Origin of the sequence: Pseudomonas agarici, assembly GCF_001543125.1 — a bacterium.
Taxonomy (GTDB): Bacteria; Pseudomonadota; Gammaproteobacteria; order Pseudomonadales; family Pseudomonadaceae; genus Aquipseudomonas; species Aquipseudomonas agarici.
Genome location: NZ_CP014135.1, coordinates 4,903,552 through 4,921,605, shown reverse-complemented (window position 1 = coordinate 4,921,605; position 18,054 = coordinate 4,903,552). Strand labels below are relative to the sequence as shown.

Here is an 18,054-nt window from a genome sequence, read left to right as displayed (position 1 = left end):
CACAGATCAGGTAACCAGGCCGGGAAGACATGAAGACATTACTGCGTTTGTTAAAAAGTTTTTGGTTCCTCATCCCAACGCTGTGGGTGTTGAGCCTGTTGGCCTACTCGATTGCCGCGCCACGTGTGCCGCGGCTGCAGGGTCATTTGCCGGAAGCATTGATTGTGATCAGTGCTTTTTATGTGCTGATCATTGTGCTACGCCAGTACCAGCGTATTCGCGCCGAGCACAACCTGGAGAACCTGGTACAGCGTGAAGTCGACCGCTCGATGAAGTCCGCTGGCGAGTTCCGCGACCAGCAAGTGCTGCGCGAACGGCTCAAGCACGCCATCGCCATGCTGCGTACCGACCGTGCGGCGGGCGGCGGCGGTTCTTCGGCATTGTATGACCTGCCATGGTACCTGGTGATCGGGATGTCTGCCGCCGGCAAGACCTCGCTACTCAGCCGCTCCGGCCTGTCGGCGAGCATCGCCAGCAGCGCCAATGACAGCGAAAGCGGCACCCAACACTGCGACTGGTACTTCAGCCCTGACGCCGTGCTGATCGATACCGCCGGGCGCTACTTGCGCGACGAGCAATCCGCCAGCGACTTTGCCGACTTCTTGCGCCTGCTGAAAAAGCAACGCAACAAGGCTGCGGTCAACGGGTTGGTGCTGGTGGTCAGCCTGCCAGAGCTGCTGGCCTCCACCACGGATGAGCGCAACGCCTTGGCTGGGCGGTTGGTGTCGCGCATCGAGGAGTACATCGATTGCCTGGGGGTGAATCCGCCGATCTACCTGATGCTCAGCAAGACCGACCAACTGCCCGGTTTCAGCCAGGCATTCGAAGGCCTCGACCTCAACGAGCGTCAGCAACCACTGGGCATGACTTTCGGTTTATCGGAGATTGGCAACCACGGTTTGCGTAGCGTACTGGATACCAAGCTGACCAATCTGCACCGGCAGATTCGCCGCCACGTTGATGCACAGATGATGACTCTGGGCGCCGACACCAACAGCGCGCTGCTGAATTTTCCCAACTATTTCGCTGAACTGGCGGGCGTGCTTGAGCAGCTCCTCCAACACTTCGCACAGCACACGCATCAGGCCAACCCGTTGTTGCTGCGCGGCTTGTATTTCACTAGCGCGTTGCAGACCGACGAGCAATTGAGCCCGGTGTTTGAGGATGACCTTGCCGAGTCGTTCGCCTTGCATCCGCACGCCAGCCAATCCCTTCCGGGCGACGGCAGCACAAAGAAAACCGCTGATCGCAGCTACTTCATTACCGATACCTTTCGCCGGGTAATTTTTCCTGACCGTGACCTGTCGCTGTACCCATCGAGGTTCGGCCGCAAGTCGTCACTGAGCCCTGCGTTGATTGGCCTGACGCTGGTTGCCGGGGTGCTGTTCATTGGCGGCGAAAGCCTGTCGTTCAAGAACAACCGGGAATGGCTGGCGTCCATGCGCCAACAACTCAGCGAGCTGCAGCAATCGCCGGAGCGCGAGCAGTTGCTTGCATCCGGCCAGGGCCTGGAGCGGTTGCGCAACCAGATGACCACCATCGAGCGCTACCGCGACCACGGCGTGCCGCTGCGCTTGAGCGGCGGCCTGTACCGTGGCGATGACATCTACCTCGCAACCCAGCGCGCGTACTTGCAGCAACTGCGTACCCAGGTGCTGGAGCCGGTTACCCTCAAACTGCAACAGCATCTGCGCCAGTTCAACGAGTTCGCAAGAACCATGGACCTGCAAAACGCTACGGCGGCGCAGCCTGCCAAGGGTGCGCGCAAAGGCCCTTCGGCCACCCAAGGCACGCAGCAACTGGCTGCGCGTGTCGGGGTAACGCCGAGTCTGGGCAACATTGCCCGCGGCACCAATGATCTCAACCAGCGCCTGACCGGTGCGGCCCGGGTTTCGGCCAGACAAGTGCGTGACAACGCCCTTGCTGCCCTGCGCAACCCGGCCACCGTCGGTGACGTTGCCGAACTGTCCGCAACCACGGGTGGGCTGTCGTTGTCGGAGGAGATGCTGGGGCGTTTGGATGAGCATCAGGTCGCCTCGATCATCGAGTCATACAACGCGCTGAAGCTGTACTTGATCCTCACCCAACCCGCCGCGCACCCGGAAGCCGAGTTTGTCGGCGCGGTATTGCCGGTCGCCTGGGCAAGCACCCTCGGCAAGCAAAGCCCGCTCAGCGACAAGGTGATTCGGGAAAACGTAGCGGTCTACGTGCAACTGCTCAAGAACGCTCAAGCACCGACGCTGGCACGCAACGAGCAATTGATCAGCGAGACGCAAAAGAGCCTCAAGTCGTTCATGATCTCCAGCTCCCTGGTGGACCGTGAATACCTGCGCCTGCAGCTCGAATCCAACCGTCAGTTCCCGCCGACCGGGCTGAACGACCTGGTGCCGTTACCAGGCCGCCAGCAACTGTACGGCACTGAGGTTGTGCCGGCGATTTTCACTCGCCAAGGCTGGGACGAGTTCGTCAAGCCGGAGCTGATCAAGCTGGTCTCAAGCAACCTGCACAATGAAACCGACTGGGTGCTGGATGGCGACGGCAGCGACCGCGTGGTGCAGAAAGCCAACTTCATCCGCGAGTTCATGGCGCGCTATAAACGTGACTACAGCCAAGCCTGGTACACCCTGGTAGGCAGCGTCGGCGTGCGTCACTTCACCGATATGACCAACGCCACTCAACAGCTCTCGCTGCTCAGCGACGTGCAGAACTCGCCGGTCAAACGGCTACTTTGGGCGGTCAACGACAACACTCAATGGGACCTGCCCGACTCACGTGAGTCCCAGCAGCCGGGCACCCCGCGCGAGGACAGTTTCTGGAGCAAGGTCACTGGCATATTCGATACCGCCGACGTGTCCCCAAGCACGCTGGTTTCGCCACTGCCGACAGTGAATGACGGCAGCCTGGCGAAACGCTTCGAGCCGGTATCACGGGTGTTTGCCACACAGAACGCCGAAGGTGCGGACAGCACGATCATGGATCGCTACCTGGCCGCGCTGCGCAAACTCAAAGTGCGGGTCAACAATATCCAGCGCTCGCAAGACATCGGTAAAAGCAGCAAGCAACTGATCAGCGAGACGTTGGAGGGCCAGCCAAGCGAAGTCACTCATGTACGCAACTATGTAGAAACCACGATCGACACCAGCCAGGGCGGCCTGTCGAGTTCGCTGCAAAGTCTGTTCAGCCTGCCGATCCAGTACACCTGGGAAACCCTGCGCGATCCGGCCGGCGAGCAAATTGCCAAGGCCTGGGCGCAGCAGATTGCCAAACCGTGGGAGCAGGTCATGGCCCATCGTTACCCGATTGCCGCAGGCAGTCGCAACGAAGCTTCGATCAAGGATCTGCAACGCTTCGTCGACCCGCAATCGGGCCTGTTGCCAAACTTCAAGCGCAACGAAATCGGCAATTTGGCCGGCGGCGAAGGCTTGGGCATGAGCAGCGGCGCCAAGTCGGCTCCGCTGGTCGATCCGGGCATGGTCAACAGCATCGACAAGGCCAGCTCGCTAGGTGAAGTGATCGCCAGCCTGTCGGACCGCGACAACGGCTTCGAAATCATGCTGGAGCCGTCGGCTGACTTCACCGATATCATCTTCACCCTGGACAGGCAGGTGCAGCACTACCGCAACGGCAAGGCTAGCTGGAGCCGGTTTTCCTGGCCGGGCACCACCACGACGCCAGGCGCACGCCTTGATGTCGTGACGCTCAGCGGCGAGCGCATCACGGTGTTCGACTATCCAGGACGCTGGGGCTTGTTGCGCATGAACGACAGTGCGCGGGTCGACGACCTCGATGGCATCCAGCAACGTATGCGCTGGAACACCGCCAGTGGTCCGGTCAGCCTCACTGTGCGCAACTATGGTGGCGTCAAGCTCACCGACCTGAGCAACGTCAAGGCGCTGAGCGCGCTAAACACCACGGACGGACGCGCCAAGTGAGCACTCCAGCCAAGGATCGGGAGTGCCGCCGGTGATCGGGTGTTTCGGCAAAGTGCCTGCCAGCGCGGACTTCGTCAGCCTGCACGGTGCGGCGCAAGAAGTCCGCGAGTTCGACGCCTGGTTGCAAGGGGCCCTGTCGGCCATGCAACACCGCGAAGACTGGCGAGAGCTGTTCGATCGTTTGCCGGTGTGCCTGTTCAGCTATCGCGCGCGCAACGGCAATTGGCTGTTGGGCGGGCTGATCAGTGCGCGGGATTTCAGCACGCGTCGCTACCCGTTTTTCATCTTCCAGACGCTCAAGGCCAGCGAGGCCCAAACCCTGGTTAATCCGTTTACCCTGGGCGAACTGTTCTGCGGGCAGATCAAACCGTTGCTGCACATGGCTGTCCAGGGCGAAAGCACCTCGGTGTTGTTTGAACGCATCAAAGCCTTGCGCCCGTTGCAGGCCCAGGATTTTGAACTGTTCCGGCGCGTGCACGACAAGTTTCTGGTGAATTTCAATCTGCGCGACATCACTCGCTCGCTGGAAGATTCGCACCCTGAGTTTGTCAGCAACGCGGTGCTCACCCGCCTGCGGGCCCTGCAACAACCGATGCAGCACAAGAGCGGCATGGCGATCTCCCTCCCCCTGCCGGCCGAACGGGGTTTGAAGAACCCCATCGCCGACTTGTGGATCGATTGGCTCACGCGCATGAAGCGCGCCGATACCGCGCCGCAAATCAGTGTGTTGGCCGATGACTTCATGCGTCCGAAGCTACTGTGCTTTGCCTCGCGCAACAGCAATGGCCTGTACCGGGTACTGACCGGCACCAGCGAGCGCCTGGAAAATTACGATGTGTTGGCGCCGTTCGACGTCTTCGACGAGCACCACCGTGTATCGACATTTCCTGAACTAGACCGCCCTCTTTATGACGTTATCGACCGTTTTGTCGATGCCCTGGATTTGAAGTCCGTATGAACAGAATTAAATATTATTTCTTGTGCTACCAACCCTACATTCTGGGGGTCCTATTCTTCCTGACGATTTTTATCGTGTGGGGTATCGGCCACGCGTTCGACTTCAATTCGCTCAATAGCCTGCTGACCGGGATCGGTGTGTTCTTGGTGCTTTCCTCCGGCTATGTGGTGCTGCTGTATCGCGGCGTCTCCAGACATCACAACCTCGAAGGGCTGCTGCGCGAAGACGCCGACCAGGCCGTGCTGAACGCGAGCCCGGCCGACCGTGAGGAAGTCAGCCTGTTGCGCGAACGCCTGCTGCAAAGTATCGAACGCCTGAACGGCAACAAGCCACGCGGCACCCCACCCAAGGATGCGTTGTATGCCCTGCCCTGGTACTTGGTGATCGGCCAGCCGGCTGCGGGCAAGAGCACTATGTTGTATCAGTCGGGGCTGAACTTTCCGTATGCCGAACGCGAGGGTGCGCGGGTGGCGGGCCTGGGCGGCACTCGCCACTGCGACTGGTTTTTCAGCGCCGAAGCGGTGCTGTTGGATACCGCAGGCCGCTACATGAACGACCAGGAAGAAGCCGGCAAATGGCGCGCTTTTTTGCAGTTGCTGCGTCAGCATCGCCAGCGACGTCCGCTGAATGGCTTGATTGTGGCGGTGAGCATCCACGACATCCTGCAAGCTTCGCGCGAAGATCAGGAGCGCATTGCCAAACGCCTGCGCGAGCGTATTCAGGAAACCCATGCACTGCTGGAAGTGCGACTGCCAGTGTACCTGGTGTTCACCAAGTGCGACCTGGTGCCGGGATTTGCGCCCTTCTATAGCCAATTGGATGACGTGGCGCGCGGCGAAGTGATGGGCAAGACCTTCTCCCACAAGGGTTTTGACCAGGCCGACTGGGGCCAGCGTTTTGGCGTGGCGATGGATGAACTGATTACTTACTGGCAGGCCGTGGCCAACCGGCAACTGGTGCTGCAGGACATTCAGGTCACACGCCAGAACTCGTCCGTGTACCGCTTTCCGCTGGAACTGGCGGCCTTGAAACCGCGTCTGCAACTGTTCGTCGATGCCTTGTTGCGGGCCAACCCGTATCAAAACGCCGAACTGCTGCGCGGCTTCTACTTCACCAGCGCACTGGATGCCGATCGACCGGAAATGGGTGGTCATGCCCGCCAGGTCACCGAACGTTTCTCGCTGGAGAGCGATCAGGAACCCGCCGGCGGCCATGCGCAACCGCATGCCCTGTTTATCAATAGCCTGTTTCGCAAAGTGATCATTCCTGACCAACATCTGGTGGCGCTGTACACCACCAACGATCGCGAACGTCGACGCAAGGCCGCCTTGATCGGCGCTTTCGGCGCCCTGGCAATGCTGTTGTGTGGCGTGTGGGGTTGGTCCTATTGGAATAACAAAAATACGATCCAGACCCTGTCTGCCGAACTGGCCCAATCCTCCACCGATGACCGCGCCAGCACCGGCCAATACACGGCCTGGCATACGCTGGAGAGCATGCGTTCATGGACCGCACATTACTACCGCCAGCACCGCGAAGACGGCGTACCGCTGCGCATGCGCATGGGCCTTTACCAGGGCCATGCCATCGAACCGTTGCTACGGAGTCAGTATTTCTCGCGGCTGGAAACCGTGATGCTCAAACCGACCGCCGACAACCTCACCCGTTCGTTGTACCTGCTGACCACCATCAAGGTCTATCAGCGCAACACCAAGGAACTGTTCCCGGTCACGAGTATCGACAGCGTGGAGCCCAAGGCCCTGCCGACGGACAATCGTGCGCAATCTATCGCCAACTTCGGTACCACGACCCTGGACACTTACATCATGTTGTCGCGCGCCCAGCGAGAGAGGGCCGATCCGGCGCTTCTCAAAGCGAAAATGCCCGATTACTGGTACCCGGCGATTGCTCGCCAGACCGGCAAGCTCATCACCCAAAACAGCGCCACGGCTGTCGGTGGGGATTACGAGTACGCCAGCCGCCAGATCAATTTCTACAGTGATCAGATTCACGAACCGGACGTGCCGCGCCTCCTTGATAACGCCTTCCTCATCTCCAGCTCACGCAATTACATCAATAGCCTGCTGAGCCAGTCGCTGCGTTCGATCGAGACGATCACCCTGGAATCCGACACGCTGTTCGCCTTCGGTCGCGCAGATTTCCAGAGCCTGAAAAGCGAAGGCCAGGCTCAGTTGAGCGCTATCGCCGGCAAGCTATTGAGCACACCGGACATTGGCAAAATCATCATTACCGGGCATGCCGACCCATTGGGGGATCGCCAGGGCAACCTGGTGGTCTCGAGGCAGCGGGCGCAAACCATCAAGACCTATCTGGTGGGCAAAGGCGTACCTGTCGAACTGGTGGACGCGGTGGGCGAAGGCAGCGAAAAGCCGTTGGTCAAATGCGATATGCAATTGCCTCGCGCCACGTTGATTCAGTGTCTTGAGCCCAATCGACGAGTCGAGATCGAAGTTCGTGCGCTCAACTGAGCCTTATAGCGAAATACCGCTGCTTGAGCCTATGCCGGAGCGGCAGAAAAAGAAGCCTGTCCTGATCGTTTTCAGGACAGTTAAAGCAAGAGCTGTAGCCCCACAGCGGGTCGGTACAACTCTTAAACAGTGAAAGGAGAAGTTAGAAATGGCATTTGATGCATATATCCAAATCGATGGCATTCCAGGCGAAGTACTGGACGATAAACACAAGGACTGGATTGAAGTATTGGGCTACGAATATGGCGCTACTCAGGCCACCTCTGCCACTGCCAGCTCTTCGGGCGGCGCATCGTCCGAGCGCGTAGCTCTCAGCGATTTCAGCATCCGCAAAACCGTGGATAAAGCATCGGCGAAGCTGTTCGAAGCCTGCTGCAAAGGTACCCACATCGCCAAGATCCAACTGAACGTCAACCGTGCGGGCGGCGACAAGCTGACCTACCTGACCATCAATCTGGAAGAAGTCGTAGTGTCCTCCGTCAAAGCTATCGCTGGCGGCAGCCAGGGCGGCGAAGACAAAGCGGTCAGCGACCTGCCGATCGAAGAAATCAGCTTCAACTTCGCGCGCATCAAGACCACCTACACCCAACAGAGTCGCTCCGATGGCCAGGGTGGCGGTAACGTCACCGGCGGTTGGGATCGCACCGCGAACAAGGTTTTCGCTTAAGTATCTGGCGATTTCGCGCCGAGTGTACATCCCCAACTCAACACCGTGCCTGCGTGCAAGCACGGTGTTTTTTCTGAGCAGAGTTATCTATGCCTGAATTTTTCAACGGTCTTTCCCTGGCCGAACTGCTCGCCCCCATCGACGGCGCAAGTGGTGCGGACCTGAGTTTCTCCACCCTGTTTGATCAAATCAAAGAAGCGCGTCGAGCAGACCCCAATTACCTGACCCAGGGCGACTGGCAAACCGAACTCAAATCCTCCGATTGGGACTTGACCATCACCCTGGCCGCGCAAGGTCTTGCGCAACAGAGCAAGGATTTGATGCTGGTGGCCTGGCTTGCCGAGGGCCTGGCGCACCAATACCATTTTGTTGGCATTCACTTCGGACTGACCCTGGCCGAGCAAATTTTGCGGGCGTTCTGGGAAAACCTGTATCCGTCGCTCGAAGACGGTGTGGAAGAGCGCAATGCGCGCCTTGCCTGGCTGAAAACCTCGCTGACAGATGTGGTGGGCGCACTGCCAATCACCCAGGGAGACAACTTCGGCCTGTTACGCTATGACGAATCCCGGCACGTCGAAAACCTGGCCTTGCAGAACCCCCAAGCCATGCGTAACGCCCTCGAGGAAGGCAAAATCAACGCGGAAACCTTCCAGCGTTCAGTCGTCCTTACCGAATCCGATCATCTGTGCCTCAAGGCCACCGAAATCGCTGCATGCGTGCAGGCCTGCCAACAACTCCAGGCTACCTGTGACGACTTGTTCGACCGCGATACACCGAGTTTTGCCGCACTTGAGGAAATCCTGTCCAGGACCGCACAACTGGTCGAGAAACTGTTGAAGGATCGAGGTATCGAACTCCATCCCGCGCAAGCTCAGCTCGCTCCCAATGCGCCTGAAATCAACCAAGCGCCACCAGCAGGTGCTGCCATGCCCGCCGCCCAGCAAGCCCCCAACCCAGCCGTATTACGTACCACCCCAATGACTCGCGACGAAGCCTTCACCATGCTCGCGAGCGTCGCCCAATTCTTCAAACACGCCGAACCCCAAAGCCCGGTGCCCTACCTGATCGAACGCGCGATCAAATGGGGCAACATGCCGCTTGAGGGATGGTTGAATGACGTGATTAAGGACCGTAACGTCGTCGATAGCATTCGTGACGTACTTGGAACCAAAGAGACGAAGTCCTGATGCCCCATGGATACCCAAGGACAAGCAAACATCTTCGCTAATGGCCTGTGCGGTTAGTTCGTTAGCTCAAGTTCGGATGCCACACATCATTCATCGCATCTTATGATTGTGTCATAACGAAGTGAAAACCCTTCGTATTCTGCACCGCCGGACAGAACGACCTGAAGAATGGTGATCCAGGGAACCTCTCAGAGTGGAAGCGGATGCCTGACTTACTCAAAAATGTGCAATCGCTTGATCATTATCCGCCAGCACTTTGGAGCCTGGATCAATGAGGATGGACCGGATGCTATGAATTCATACTTCTGAAGCAAGTCTTTAAGTTAAACCTTAATATTTAACAAATAAAACATTACACAGTAGTGCAATAATCTAGCTTCTCGCCGCATTCTTATCTCCATGAAGGCTGATGCCTCAAAGCGTTTTCTCTGCCAACCCAATCACTTTCCCGCGAGAAAGCGATTACTAAACCACACAGACAGCCCTCGAATGCAGCTGAAATCAAGCCTTAGGCGTCCGCTTACGAGATCACTGCCCCATAGAAGCATTCCCATATTGTTCCCCTATCGCCCTTTTTCAGCCGCCAAAAAACACAAACCCCCGATTTTCTCCAGGAAAATCAGGGGTTTGCGTTTTCAGAATTTGGCGGTGAAGGAGAGATTCGATTTTTGAGAGTATTCGGACCGTTAACCGCTGTAATGCGAGGCTTTCAGCAAGATTAGTAGTACAAAAAGGTAGTACAATCCACATTCATCCACCCTCATTTCGGCGCTGAAATGGCTAGATCTAGCAACACAATCAGAGACACCAAGAACCTAGTCCAGAAAGCGGGGGAATCTACTTGGTACGTTCGGCTTGCTGTGCCTGTGGATGTCCAGAAGATCATCGGTCGTAAGGTGTTTATCAAATCGCTTCAGACCGCATCTTTAACTGAAGCACAACGACGCCGAGGCGTGCATCTCACCACTTGGTGGGCACAAATCGAGGCGGCTCGGAAAAGCAAGCAGTTGCCCGAGGGCTGGCAATCCAATGTTGTTGATGCGATTGAAACAGTCAACTCAATGTTTCAGGACCAGAAACGAGCGATCATCGGCGAAGTCATCCCGCCTTTACCCCCTATTAATCTTGAACTAGAAGCTCGCCTACGTGGCAATCCGCGACTGGTAGAGGCATTCGAGACGCATGTTAAACAACGCTTGGGCGAGGGCCTATCAGGCAAGCTGCAACTCCAAGACGAGCTGGCGGAATTCCATAGACGGCTAGCTGAGAAATTGATGACCCATAGGTACGCGGTCTCCGCAGACCAAAAATCTGAACTCGTTTCCCTGATTGCTGATCCTGCAAGTCACAGAAGCAAATCACCAATTACGAAAAGTCGGCTGACGACCTATCGCGAATTCAGGGAGAAGCGTGGCGGTGCCCCTAAGCACGTCGATCAGCAAGTAGGCAAAATGGAACGGCTCTCGACATTCCTTAAAGACGAAGGGCTGGTGTTGAACTTCGACACGGTAGATGCATGGCTCAAGTCATTGGATCGAGCACCAGCGACGCTAGGCCAGTACCTAATGGCTGGGACTGCGTTTTGGAAGTGGGCGATGAAATACGACACAGCTTGGCGTGAAGAATACAAAGACAAGGTAAACCCATTCGTAGGGCATGCCTTGCCCCAAGGTGGAGGTTCCGAGACCGCAGGCAAAGACAGGGAAATCTACACGCGGGACGACACCATTAAGCTGCATCAAGCAGCACTAAATGGTGGTGATAAACCGCTCGCCGACCTCATCACGCTCGGCTGGTACACCGGAGCTAGGATCGAAGAGCTATGCCGACTAAACAAAGAAAGCGTGATCACGGTGGATGGCATCCGATGCTTGGACTTCCCACGGAGCAAAAGTAAGGCTAGCAAACGTGTGGTGCCGATCCATACAAGCCTACTTCCCGTTGTGGACCGCCTTCTTGAAAACACGGTAGATACCTTCCTGGTCCCGACACAAACCGCCAACCACTACGGCAAACGCTCACATGCAATATCAAAGGCGTTCGGCAGACTGCGTACAGCCGCAGGCTTCAGTAAACTCCACGTCTTCCACAGTTTCCGGCATACCGTAGTTACCGAACTGATCAGGGCCGACGTACCAGATGCTCTAGCCAAAGAATTGGTTGGACACGAAACGGGCTCAGTGACACACGATGTTTACTCGAAAGGCGCGAGCACTGTTCAGAAGCTGGCTGCGATTTCCAAGCTTCCCACACTAACCTTGGCGTCAGTTAGTGCATCACACCAGTAGCACCGGTGCCTTGGTCAAACAAAGAATAGTTGATTTGCGGTGTCATCCACGGGGGACGCGATGCCGCTTCAGACAAGGAATGGTACGTAAAAAGGCAAACGAAAAATTCTGAAATCCGGAAAAAATATCGGCCGGATTTTTTTGATCTGACCATACCGATAAAGTGGATCGATTTTGGCCCTTTAGCCCTCTCTGAGAGCACGTAGTCAGTCCCCGGGGTCACCCTTTCGCGTAGCCCCGGCCATGACCAGCAGAGAACGACCCTTTGCAGGCATGCAGGCATTCATAATGTTCAGGTTAAGGGGAAGGCTTTAGCCCGTCCCGAGCGGAGGGGAGCGAATGACTTGAACCGCTAGTTAGGCTCTCGCGCCTCCGCAACTGGCTTGCGATCACGACACAGCTCCCTTTCCACCCGGTAAAGAAAAAAAATCTGGCAGAAGCCGAACGCAGCGACGCTAAGTGAAACGAGCAATACCCAGCATCGTAGGTCGACAATAATGGAATTGCTTTGTCCACTGAGTGCCGCGACGAGACCCGACAGTCCGGAAACAAAGGCGAAATGTGCGACAGACCAGCGGTAGGTTAGATAGCCGCTAAGCGACTGAGGCAGGTCTTCTGAGTGCCTCCAGCGAAGAAACTTAGCGTAAGGCTTGGCATAGCTAACACCTTCCACAAAAAACTCTGCCGGCGCCGACGCCTTGAATTTCCAAGCTATAAAATCGAAAACAACCCACAGAACGAGTCGGTAGATTGAGAAAGCTGTAAATCCGACAAGGGCCACACACAATGCAGTGGGAACTTGATTGGACAGAGCCCATTGAAAGATGGTCCGAGGATCATTCAGGCTCATCACAAATATGGTCGCAATCACAGCGCCACTCAGAAGGTAGCGAATTGCTGCTTCCAGGCTTGAAACCAGTGATATGAGTTTGTCCATGCATTCCTCTTGAGCCTATCTTTGGAATTAAGGGCACGTATTGGTGCATTCCAAAAGGTCGATCCTTGAATGACGACTACACACCAATGAGGTGGCCAAAGTCGCTTTCCCCGAGTATGCGAATTTTCTGGCCTTTAGCCATGAGTTCTTCGGCCTTCCTATGCTTAGCGCTCTTTTCTGCGCCAGCCAGCATGCGAATGTCTTGGTCGCCGACAACAAGCAGAGTGGTATGTTTCGTGACGCCAGTTGCGACATTGCAGCCTGCTAACGATGCAACATTGGCAGCTTCTTGGCGCGATATTGAAAGTGATCCGGTGAACACAACCACATCACCGAATAGTGGGCCGTCTGGATTGGCGGTGCGAACCTCGGAGGATGCTAATGAAGCAGTTGGTCGCAATGCCAAAGAGCACCAATCGGCGGCACTTGAACCAGTTTCCTGAATTGCTCTAAGTAATATTTCACCCGCAGCACGCGCATCCTCTTCTGCATCGTGATGCTTGAAGCTTATGCCGAAGTGAGCGGCAACATTTGCAAGCCCATAACCAGACTGCGAAAAAATAGGCCAAGTGCGCCTAACAACTCGCGCCGTATCAAGCCACTGGCAATCAAGTGAGGTTGTTGAAGACTTTTCACAGGCCCTACGAATTGCAGTTCTGTCGAATGGCGTATGGCTAGCCAATATTTGATTAGAGAAATTGGCTCGCAGGCGATCATGTACTTCTATCCAATGCGGTGCCGATGCAACCATTTCCTCATTTATGCCGTGAACTGAAACGTTGTGAGAATCAAAGTAGTCATTTGGATTAACGAGCGTGCTCCATGACTCTGAGAATTGTCCGTTTGAGAAAACGGCGATGCCAACTTGGCAGATGCTTGCAAGGTCTGGATTGGCGGTTTCAACGTCAATGACTACGAAATCCATGGTGTCTCCTTAGGCGACATGCCATGTCGCGTTTCTTGTCGCGATGGCGTGTCGTATAACGTTCCTTGTCGTCCTGTAAGTCCTTGTCTAGCTTAGAGATGGTCGCGGCATAGCGACATTGCTCAGGGAGAAACGCGACATGGATGACGGCAAGCCCTGCTACCCTCTAGAGTCGAAAGCAGCGCCAGTGACCCTACCCATTTGCCATCACCGTGTCCACCGTCCACTTTTGGCCGATTGTCGCCTGTTACGACCGGTTGAAATCGACAGGATGTCCTGCCAGTTACCGAAGGACATTTATCCAGAGTTCATCTGCCCCCAAAAGCAGCGCGCATGACAAAGCATCCATTAGGCGGGTTTGTGAACCCCACAATGGCTATTTCGTCTCACGCTTGATCCTGTACACGGTCGCAACGCCACAATCAGCCAGCTTGGCTATCTGATCGGCCGACATGGTCGGGTGCTTGACCATCAGTGCTTGTACCATCGCCCACAACACAGCATCTTTACCCTTGCCTGCTGGTTTCCAATCTGGGTCAGCCGCACGCTTGTTTGCCAGCCCTTGATTGATGCGTGCTACACGCTTCTCTTGGTCCAAACGGGCCATGGTAGCCATGAGGTCGAGCAACATGTTGTTGATGACCTCCATAATTTGTCCGGTGTCGCCCTTGTCTTCGACCATCAGGTGGGTCGTTGGCAGGTCAGCGATGACCAGACGGAGGCCCTTTGCCTTGATGGTGGTCTTCAGGGTTTCCCAGTCTGATTGTGACAAGCGACTGAGGCGGTCAACGGATTCACACAGGAAGACGTCACCCTTCGCAGCGACGTCCAGTAGACGCATCAGTTGGGGACGATTGAGCTTAGTGCCCGAGATATTTTCAGCGTACACGCCAACAATGGTCAGGGTCTTTTCAATGGCAAAAGCCTCTAAAGCAACTTTGGCCCTATTGGCATCTTGGTCCTTGGTTGAAGCTCGGAGATACAAATGCGTATTCATGCTAGCTATCCTTTAGCTATTTATTTTATAGATTTATGATAATACGATCATATAGCTATCGTACATAGTTATTTGATAGTGACCGATAGGCGGTTATCGCACTACCAAACAAGTAGACTTCTTTGATAGCGATTTGCGCATGTCGCTGGTGGGTGAGTGGCTGGTCTGTAGATGGTGTTGCGGGTGTAGCCTTTGGTGATCAGGCTCAGGGGCGATGGTGCAGCGCGTATCAGGCTGCCAGCACTTCACGACCGATTGCGGTTGCCTTCAAATAACCATACCTGTTGCCCTTGAAGTTCGAGATGTCATCACCTTTGACAAGACCGTAATGGATGAGGCGAGCACATGTGTCGTATTCCTCGCCCTCCGCAACTTCTTGGCCTTCATGGATCGCCAGCAACAGACGGCGCTCAGCTTCGTACAGATTCATATCAATCACCTCGGGTTTCACAGCGAGGGCTCTCGCCGTTAGGAGAATCTCACCATAAACCTTCGCATCAAAACAACACCGTTCGTCGGATTTCTATTTACAAGATTTTACAAGTATGATCTTGCGATCAGCTGTTATTAATCGCGACTCAGATGCAGAAATTGATTTTGGGTACAGAAAACTGAATCTGGATCACTCGAACGAAAGCCAGCTTAACAGCCCTCGACTAGAGCCATCGGATAGTAGAAAAGACCAATTTGGCTTCAATAAGGGACAAGGGCTGCGCTAGCCATAGCTAACAGCCCTTTAGTTTTAGCTGGTCAATCAACGTACTATTGGATTACCGGCCAACCACGCTCTTTATTTTTTTGTTTAATAGCTTCTGCAAGATCGGGAAGATTCATGCGAATCATTGATGGGATGACATATCCGAGGCGACGATCAACGACCACGCGCGGGACAATCACCAATGATGGTAGCTTGCGATCTAATCGCTTGACATCGGCGAAACGAAAACCTGTGAGATATGCACTTGAAGGTGGAGTATGCCAGCAATCCCCATTATTATAATGTTTTGTCAAAAACGAAACGGCAAACTTTTCTCGATCTTGATCAGAGGCCGGCACCTTTTCATAAAATTCAAATAGAACATCAGCACTTTTACACATGAAGCCATCATTCAACATATCTTGTTTTGGTGGAACATCGAAATCACCAGATTTGTTGCTAATTTCCGCAATTGCAGATGCGCTCAGCACCATGCCGCCGATGAATCCAATTACAACGCTCTTAACTAGCATGTCGCTTCCTCTGCATCGGTGGGAAACTATTGTATTAGGTATTTTTTTCTGCCTTGAGCTCAGGATCAGCATGTGATCTTGAAAAATATGTATCCCTCAGAAACCGATACATTCAAAACAGCAAAAAGCCGCATGGCTACCCTGTCGATCAAAACCTTCTTTGTGGTGCCATAGCGCCATCATCATGCCAGTTTTTCAAAAAAATCCATAGCATACTATGAGGACGTTTTTTCCATAGTGCACGAAAGTCTCCCTTTGTCGGGGGAACAAAGTGAAAATCGAGGCTGCATTTGGAAAAGCGTTAAAAAAAAGACGCAAAGACATGGGGCTAACGCAAGAAGAGTTAGCACACCTAGCGGATCTTCAACGTAATTACATAAGCTTCTTAGAGCGCGGGGTCTATCAACCAACGATCACGACAATATTCAAATTGTCCGCCGCACTCGTGTGCCGGCCTAGTGACCTAATTGCGGATACAGAAATATTAACAAATGCATCGACTCCCTAATGATTCCGATGCAGGTCAGCACACTTATAGAAGGATGTTGGACAAGCCTATCACCCAGAAACTGAAATCCGCTATATAGAGAGAGTGTAATCAGCCCAAAGAATGCCCAACTCGGAGAGGACAGTTATATTGATCAGATAGAATTCCATCAAACTGGCTGTAATCCGCCACAGTCGCCCCCAAAGGCTTTTCTCGCGGCACCTCAACACCCCTATAGGTCAGTGCTTTAAGTCGCCCCAGGCGGCGCCTGAAGGGGCATGTGCGGCAACATAAACACGGACTGCACATCAACCAATTGCATAACTTCAAAAATATCAACGTCCGCGTTGTTATCTATCCGTTGTTGTCCGAATAGTTGTTTTCTTAAATCAGGCTTGCCAGCGAGCTTCCATTCTTTGAGCGAACGACTGATCGCACGGCATGGGCTCCACACCTGCCCTGTATCAGCTTTGGTTGCGACTTTCGCCAGATAACTCATCCACTCAAAATAGCTATCCCTTTCTTCCAGCGTCCGAAGGTGATGCCCGTAGGGGTCAATGTCAGGGCGGATGACTTGATAGTTAGCTAGAAACCCGCCAGCCAAGAGTTGGGCCATGAAGTGCTCAAGGCTTGATCTCCGATCAAGTCCATCGTTCAGTATCACAGCATAGTGATAATGCAAGCTTTCTTCATCTTCATCGAGCTCAACAGCCGTTAAGCGCAGAGGTATGTAGCCGGACTTCCTTTTGTAGTAAGTAGAAAGCCTAGCGCTGAACTTACGGCTGTCCATTCTTTCTGTAAATCTAAGCCTAACATGATAGCCGCGCTGCCTAGCATAGGCTTGCGTGCACCCATACACCATCACATACAGAGCCTCTATAATTTGTATTAATGATGGGTAATCGGTATCGCACTTGACTGAAGCTCCCAGAAAGCGTTTCTGGAAGTAATGATTTTCTTTTTTTGGCATGACTATTCTTGACTAATTCTATTTCCCGGTAGGATGAATGAAATAACACCCTAAAATAACACAACACAAACCGGATCACTCAACGTGAACTGGCAATGAAGTAGATACAGCAGAATAGTATAGAGTGGTAAATATCCCGGTCGCAAAACATAGCCTACATCAAGCAGTATGCGGCCTCAGAGACTATTGCGGTGCTTGCAAGTCAGTATTATTTTGACCGTAGTTCCGGCAAGGAAAATAGACTTTTTGATTTTTATAAAATCATTTGCGGGGATAACTACCACCACCAACGAAAGCTACATATCACGGATTTTCTAGGGATGGTTATACGTTCCAGTATACGACTCCCCCACCGCAATCTAAACACATTGTAGAAATATCTTTAAAAGCCCTACGTGCAGGAACTGATTCGTTGCCGATAGCCCGACGGAAAAATACCTTGCGAAGACCCCAGGACGGGCACATTCGCAACCCACCTATAGAGGAAGCAGATCATCCGACCTACACCCAAAAATAGTAGTACAAACGGGTAGTACAATCGGAAAGCAAAAAGCCCCGCAAACCGTTGATTTGCGGGGCTTTTCTAAATGTGGCGGTGAAGGAGAGATTCGAACTCTCGATACAGTTTCCTGTATACACACTTTCCAGGCGTGCTCCTTAAGCCACTCGGACACTTCACCGTATCTCGTCAAACCGATTCAGTCTGTCGAGGCGCGCTAATGTAGTCGAAAGCTTTTCCAATGGCAAAGGTTTTTTTCAGAATTTTCATGCGCTTAAGTCAAATAACCAACGTCGCCCCAGTCGCCCACCCGCCAGTCAAGGCAAACCTGCCAATCTCTGGCACAACTCAGCGCCTTCCATAAAGACAGGGCGGGCATCTGGCGCAACCTCCTGAGCGCGGTTCGGACGGAAAAACCTGACTCACCAGTCAGTCACGGCGCTTTACCTCTCCCATGCGGCTGGGTAACGTCTGTGCCACTTCTTTAT

13 protein-coding genes and 1 tRNA gene are annotated in these 18,054 nt (G+C 54.1%); 7 read left to right on the top strand and 7 right to left on the bottom strand.

Annotated features, from left to right (window positions below; genetic code table 11):
• The first annotated feature begins 29 nt into the window (after window positions 1–29).
• The 6 genes from AWM79_RS21510 to AWM79_RS21485 all read left to right on the top strand — a co-directional run bounded on the left by AWM79_RS21510 (window position 30) and on the right by AWM79_RS21485 (window position 11,521).
• The gene (locus tag AWM79_RS21510; protein WP_017133995.1) at window positions 30–3,932 is read left to right on the top strand and encodes a type VI secretion protein IcmF/TssM N-terminal domain-containing protein; all 3,903 of its coding nucleotides are present in this window, start codon (window positions 30–32) and stop codon (window positions 3,930–3,932) included.
• A gap of 31 nt (window positions 3,933–3,963) precedes the next feature.
• Complete coding sequence (gene tagF, locus AWM79_RS21505; protein WP_026013401.1) at window positions 3,964–4,890, top strand: type VI secretion system-associated protein TagF; 927 nt, start codon at window positions 3,964–3,966, stop codon at window positions 4,888–4,890.
• Window positions 4,887–7,379, top strand: coding sequence for a type VI secretion system membrane subunit TssM (tssM, locus tag AWM79_RS21500; RefSeq protein WP_017133993.1), 2,493 nt, complete (start codon window positions 4,887–4,889; stop codon window positions 7,377–7,379). The genes tagF and tssM overlap by 4 nt, the downstream gene beginning before the upstream one ends.
• Window positions 7,380–7,527: 148 nt before the next feature.
• Complete coding sequence (locus tag AWM79_RS21495; RefSeq protein WP_017133992.1) at window positions 7,528–8,046, top strand: Hcp family type VI secretion system effector; 519 nt, start codon at window positions 7,528–7,530, stop codon at window positions 8,044–8,046.
• A gap of 89 nt (window positions 8,047–8,135) precedes the next feature.
• On the top strand, window positions 8,136–9,233 hold the full coding sequence (gene tssA / locus AWM79_RS21490) for a type VI secretion system protein TssA (RefSeq protein WP_017133991.1): 1,098 nt from the start codon (window positions 8,136–8,138) through the stop codon (window positions 9,231–9,233).
• Window positions 9,234–10,009: 776 nt separating this feature from the next.
• Window positions 10,010–11,521 (top strand): tyrosine-type recombinase/integrase, encoded by a 1,512-nt coding sequence (locus tag AWM79_RS21485; RefSeq protein ID WP_060783748.1) that lies wholly within the window; start codon window positions 10,010–10,012, stop codon window positions 11,519–11,521.
• Between the two features lie 352 nt (window positions 11,522–11,873).
• Here the strand turns inward: AWM79_RS21485 and AWM79_RS21480 are convergent, their stop codons facing one another.
• From AWM79_RS21480 to AWM79_RS21460, 5 genes are all read right to left on the bottom strand, one after another.
• The gene (locus tag AWM79_RS21480) at window positions 11,874–12,458 is read right to left on the bottom strand and encodes a hypothetical protein (protein ID WP_060783747.1); all 585 of its coding nucleotides are present in this window, start codon (window positions 12,456–12,458) and stop codon (window positions 11,874–11,876) included.
• A 76-nt stretch (window positions 12,459–12,534) separates the two neighbouring features.
• Complete coding sequence (locus AWM79_RS21475; protein ID WP_060783746.1) at window positions 12,535–13,383, bottom strand: exonuclease domain-containing protein; 849 nt, start codon at window positions 13,381–13,383, stop codon at window positions 12,535–12,537.
• Between the two features lie 376 nt (window positions 13,384–13,759).
• On the bottom strand, window positions 13,760–14,380 hold the full coding sequence (locus AWM79_RS21470; protein ID WP_060783745.1) for a recombinase family protein: 621 nt from the start codon (window positions 14,378–14,380) through the stop codon (window positions 13,760–13,762).
• 229 nt (window positions 14,381–14,609) lie between these two features.
• Window positions 14,610–14,810: a hypothetical protein gene (locus tag AWM79_RS21465; protein ID WP_060783744.1), complete on the bottom strand. Its 201-nt coding sequence runs from the start codon at window positions 14,808–14,810 to the stop codon at window positions 14,610–14,612.
• A gap of 332 nt (window positions 14,811–15,142) precedes the next feature.
• Window positions 15,143–15,610, bottom strand: a complete 468-nt coding sequence (locus AWM79_RS21460) for a hypothetical protein (protein WP_060783743.1) — start codon at window positions 15,608–15,610, stop codon at window positions 15,143–15,145.
• A 271-nt stretch (window positions 15,611–15,881) separates the two neighbouring features.
• On the opposite strand from AWM79_RS21460, the gene AWM79_RS24620 reads away from it, so the two are divergent.
• A complete protein-coding gene (locus AWM79_RS24620; RefSeq protein ID WP_082712656.1) occupies window positions 15,882–16,118 on the top strand; it encodes a helix-turn-helix domain-containing protein in 237 nt (78 codons plus the stop codon).
• A gap of 226 nt (window positions 16,119–16,344) precedes the next feature.
• Here the strand turns inward: AWM79_RS24620 and AWM79_RS21455 are convergent, their stop codons facing one another.
• Window positions 16,345–17,067 (bottom strand): hypothetical protein, encoded by a 723-nt coding sequence (locus AWM79_RS21455; protein WP_060783742.1) that lies wholly within the window; start codon window positions 17,065–17,067, stop codon window positions 16,345–16,347.
• Between the two features lie 590 nt (window positions 17,068–17,657).
• Window positions 17,658–17,747: transfer RNA gene (locus AWM79_RS21450), tRNA-Ser, on the bottom strand.
• Window positions 17,748–18,054: the final 307 nt, after the last annotated feature.

Bases quoted from the DNA above. Each gene is read 5' to 3' on its own strand.
- tssM (WP_017133993.1), top strand. From the start codon at position 4,887: ATGAACAGAATTAAATATTATTTCTTGTGCTACCAACCCTACATTCTG.
- AWM79_RS21470 (WP_060783745.1), bottom strand. From the start codon at position 14,380: ATGAATACGCATTTGTATCTCCGAGCTTCAACCAAGGACCAAGATGCC.
- AWM79_RS21475 (WP_060783746.1), bottom strand. From the start codon at position 13,383: ATGGATTTCGTAGTCATTGACGTTGAAACCGCCAATCCAGACCTTGCA.
- AWM79_RS21495 (WP_017133992.1), top strand. From the start codon at position 7,528: ATGGCATTTGATGCATATATCCAAATCGATGGCATTCCAGGCGAAGTA.
- AWM79_RS21465 (WP_060783744.1), bottom strand. From the start codon at position 14,810: ATGAATCTGTACGAAGCTGAGCGCCGTCTGTTGCTGGCGATCCATGAA.
- AWM79_RS21485 (WP_060783748.1), top strand. From the start codon at position 10,010: ATGGCTAGATCTAGCAACACAATCAGAGACACCAAGAACCTAGTCCAG.
- AWM79_RS21510 (WP_017133995.1), top strand. From the start codon at position 30: ATGAAGACATTACTGCGTTTGTTAAAAAGTTTTTGGTTCCTCATCCCA.
- AWM79_RS21480 (WP_060783747.1), bottom strand. From the start codon at position 12,458: ATGGACAAACTCATATCACTGGTTTCAAGCCTGGAAGCAGCAATTCGC.
- tssA (WP_017133991.1), top strand. From the start codon at position 8,136: ATGCCTGAATTTTTCAACGGTCTTTCCCTGGCCGAACTGCTCGCCCCC.
- AWM79_RS21455 (WP_060783742.1), bottom strand. From the start codon at position 17,067: ATGCCAAAAAAAGAAAATCATTACTTCCAGAAACGCTTTCTGGGAGCT.
- AWM79_RS21460 (WP_060783743.1), bottom strand. From the start codon at position 15,610: ATGCTAGTTAAGAGCGTTGTAATTGGATTCATCGGCGGCATGGTGCTG.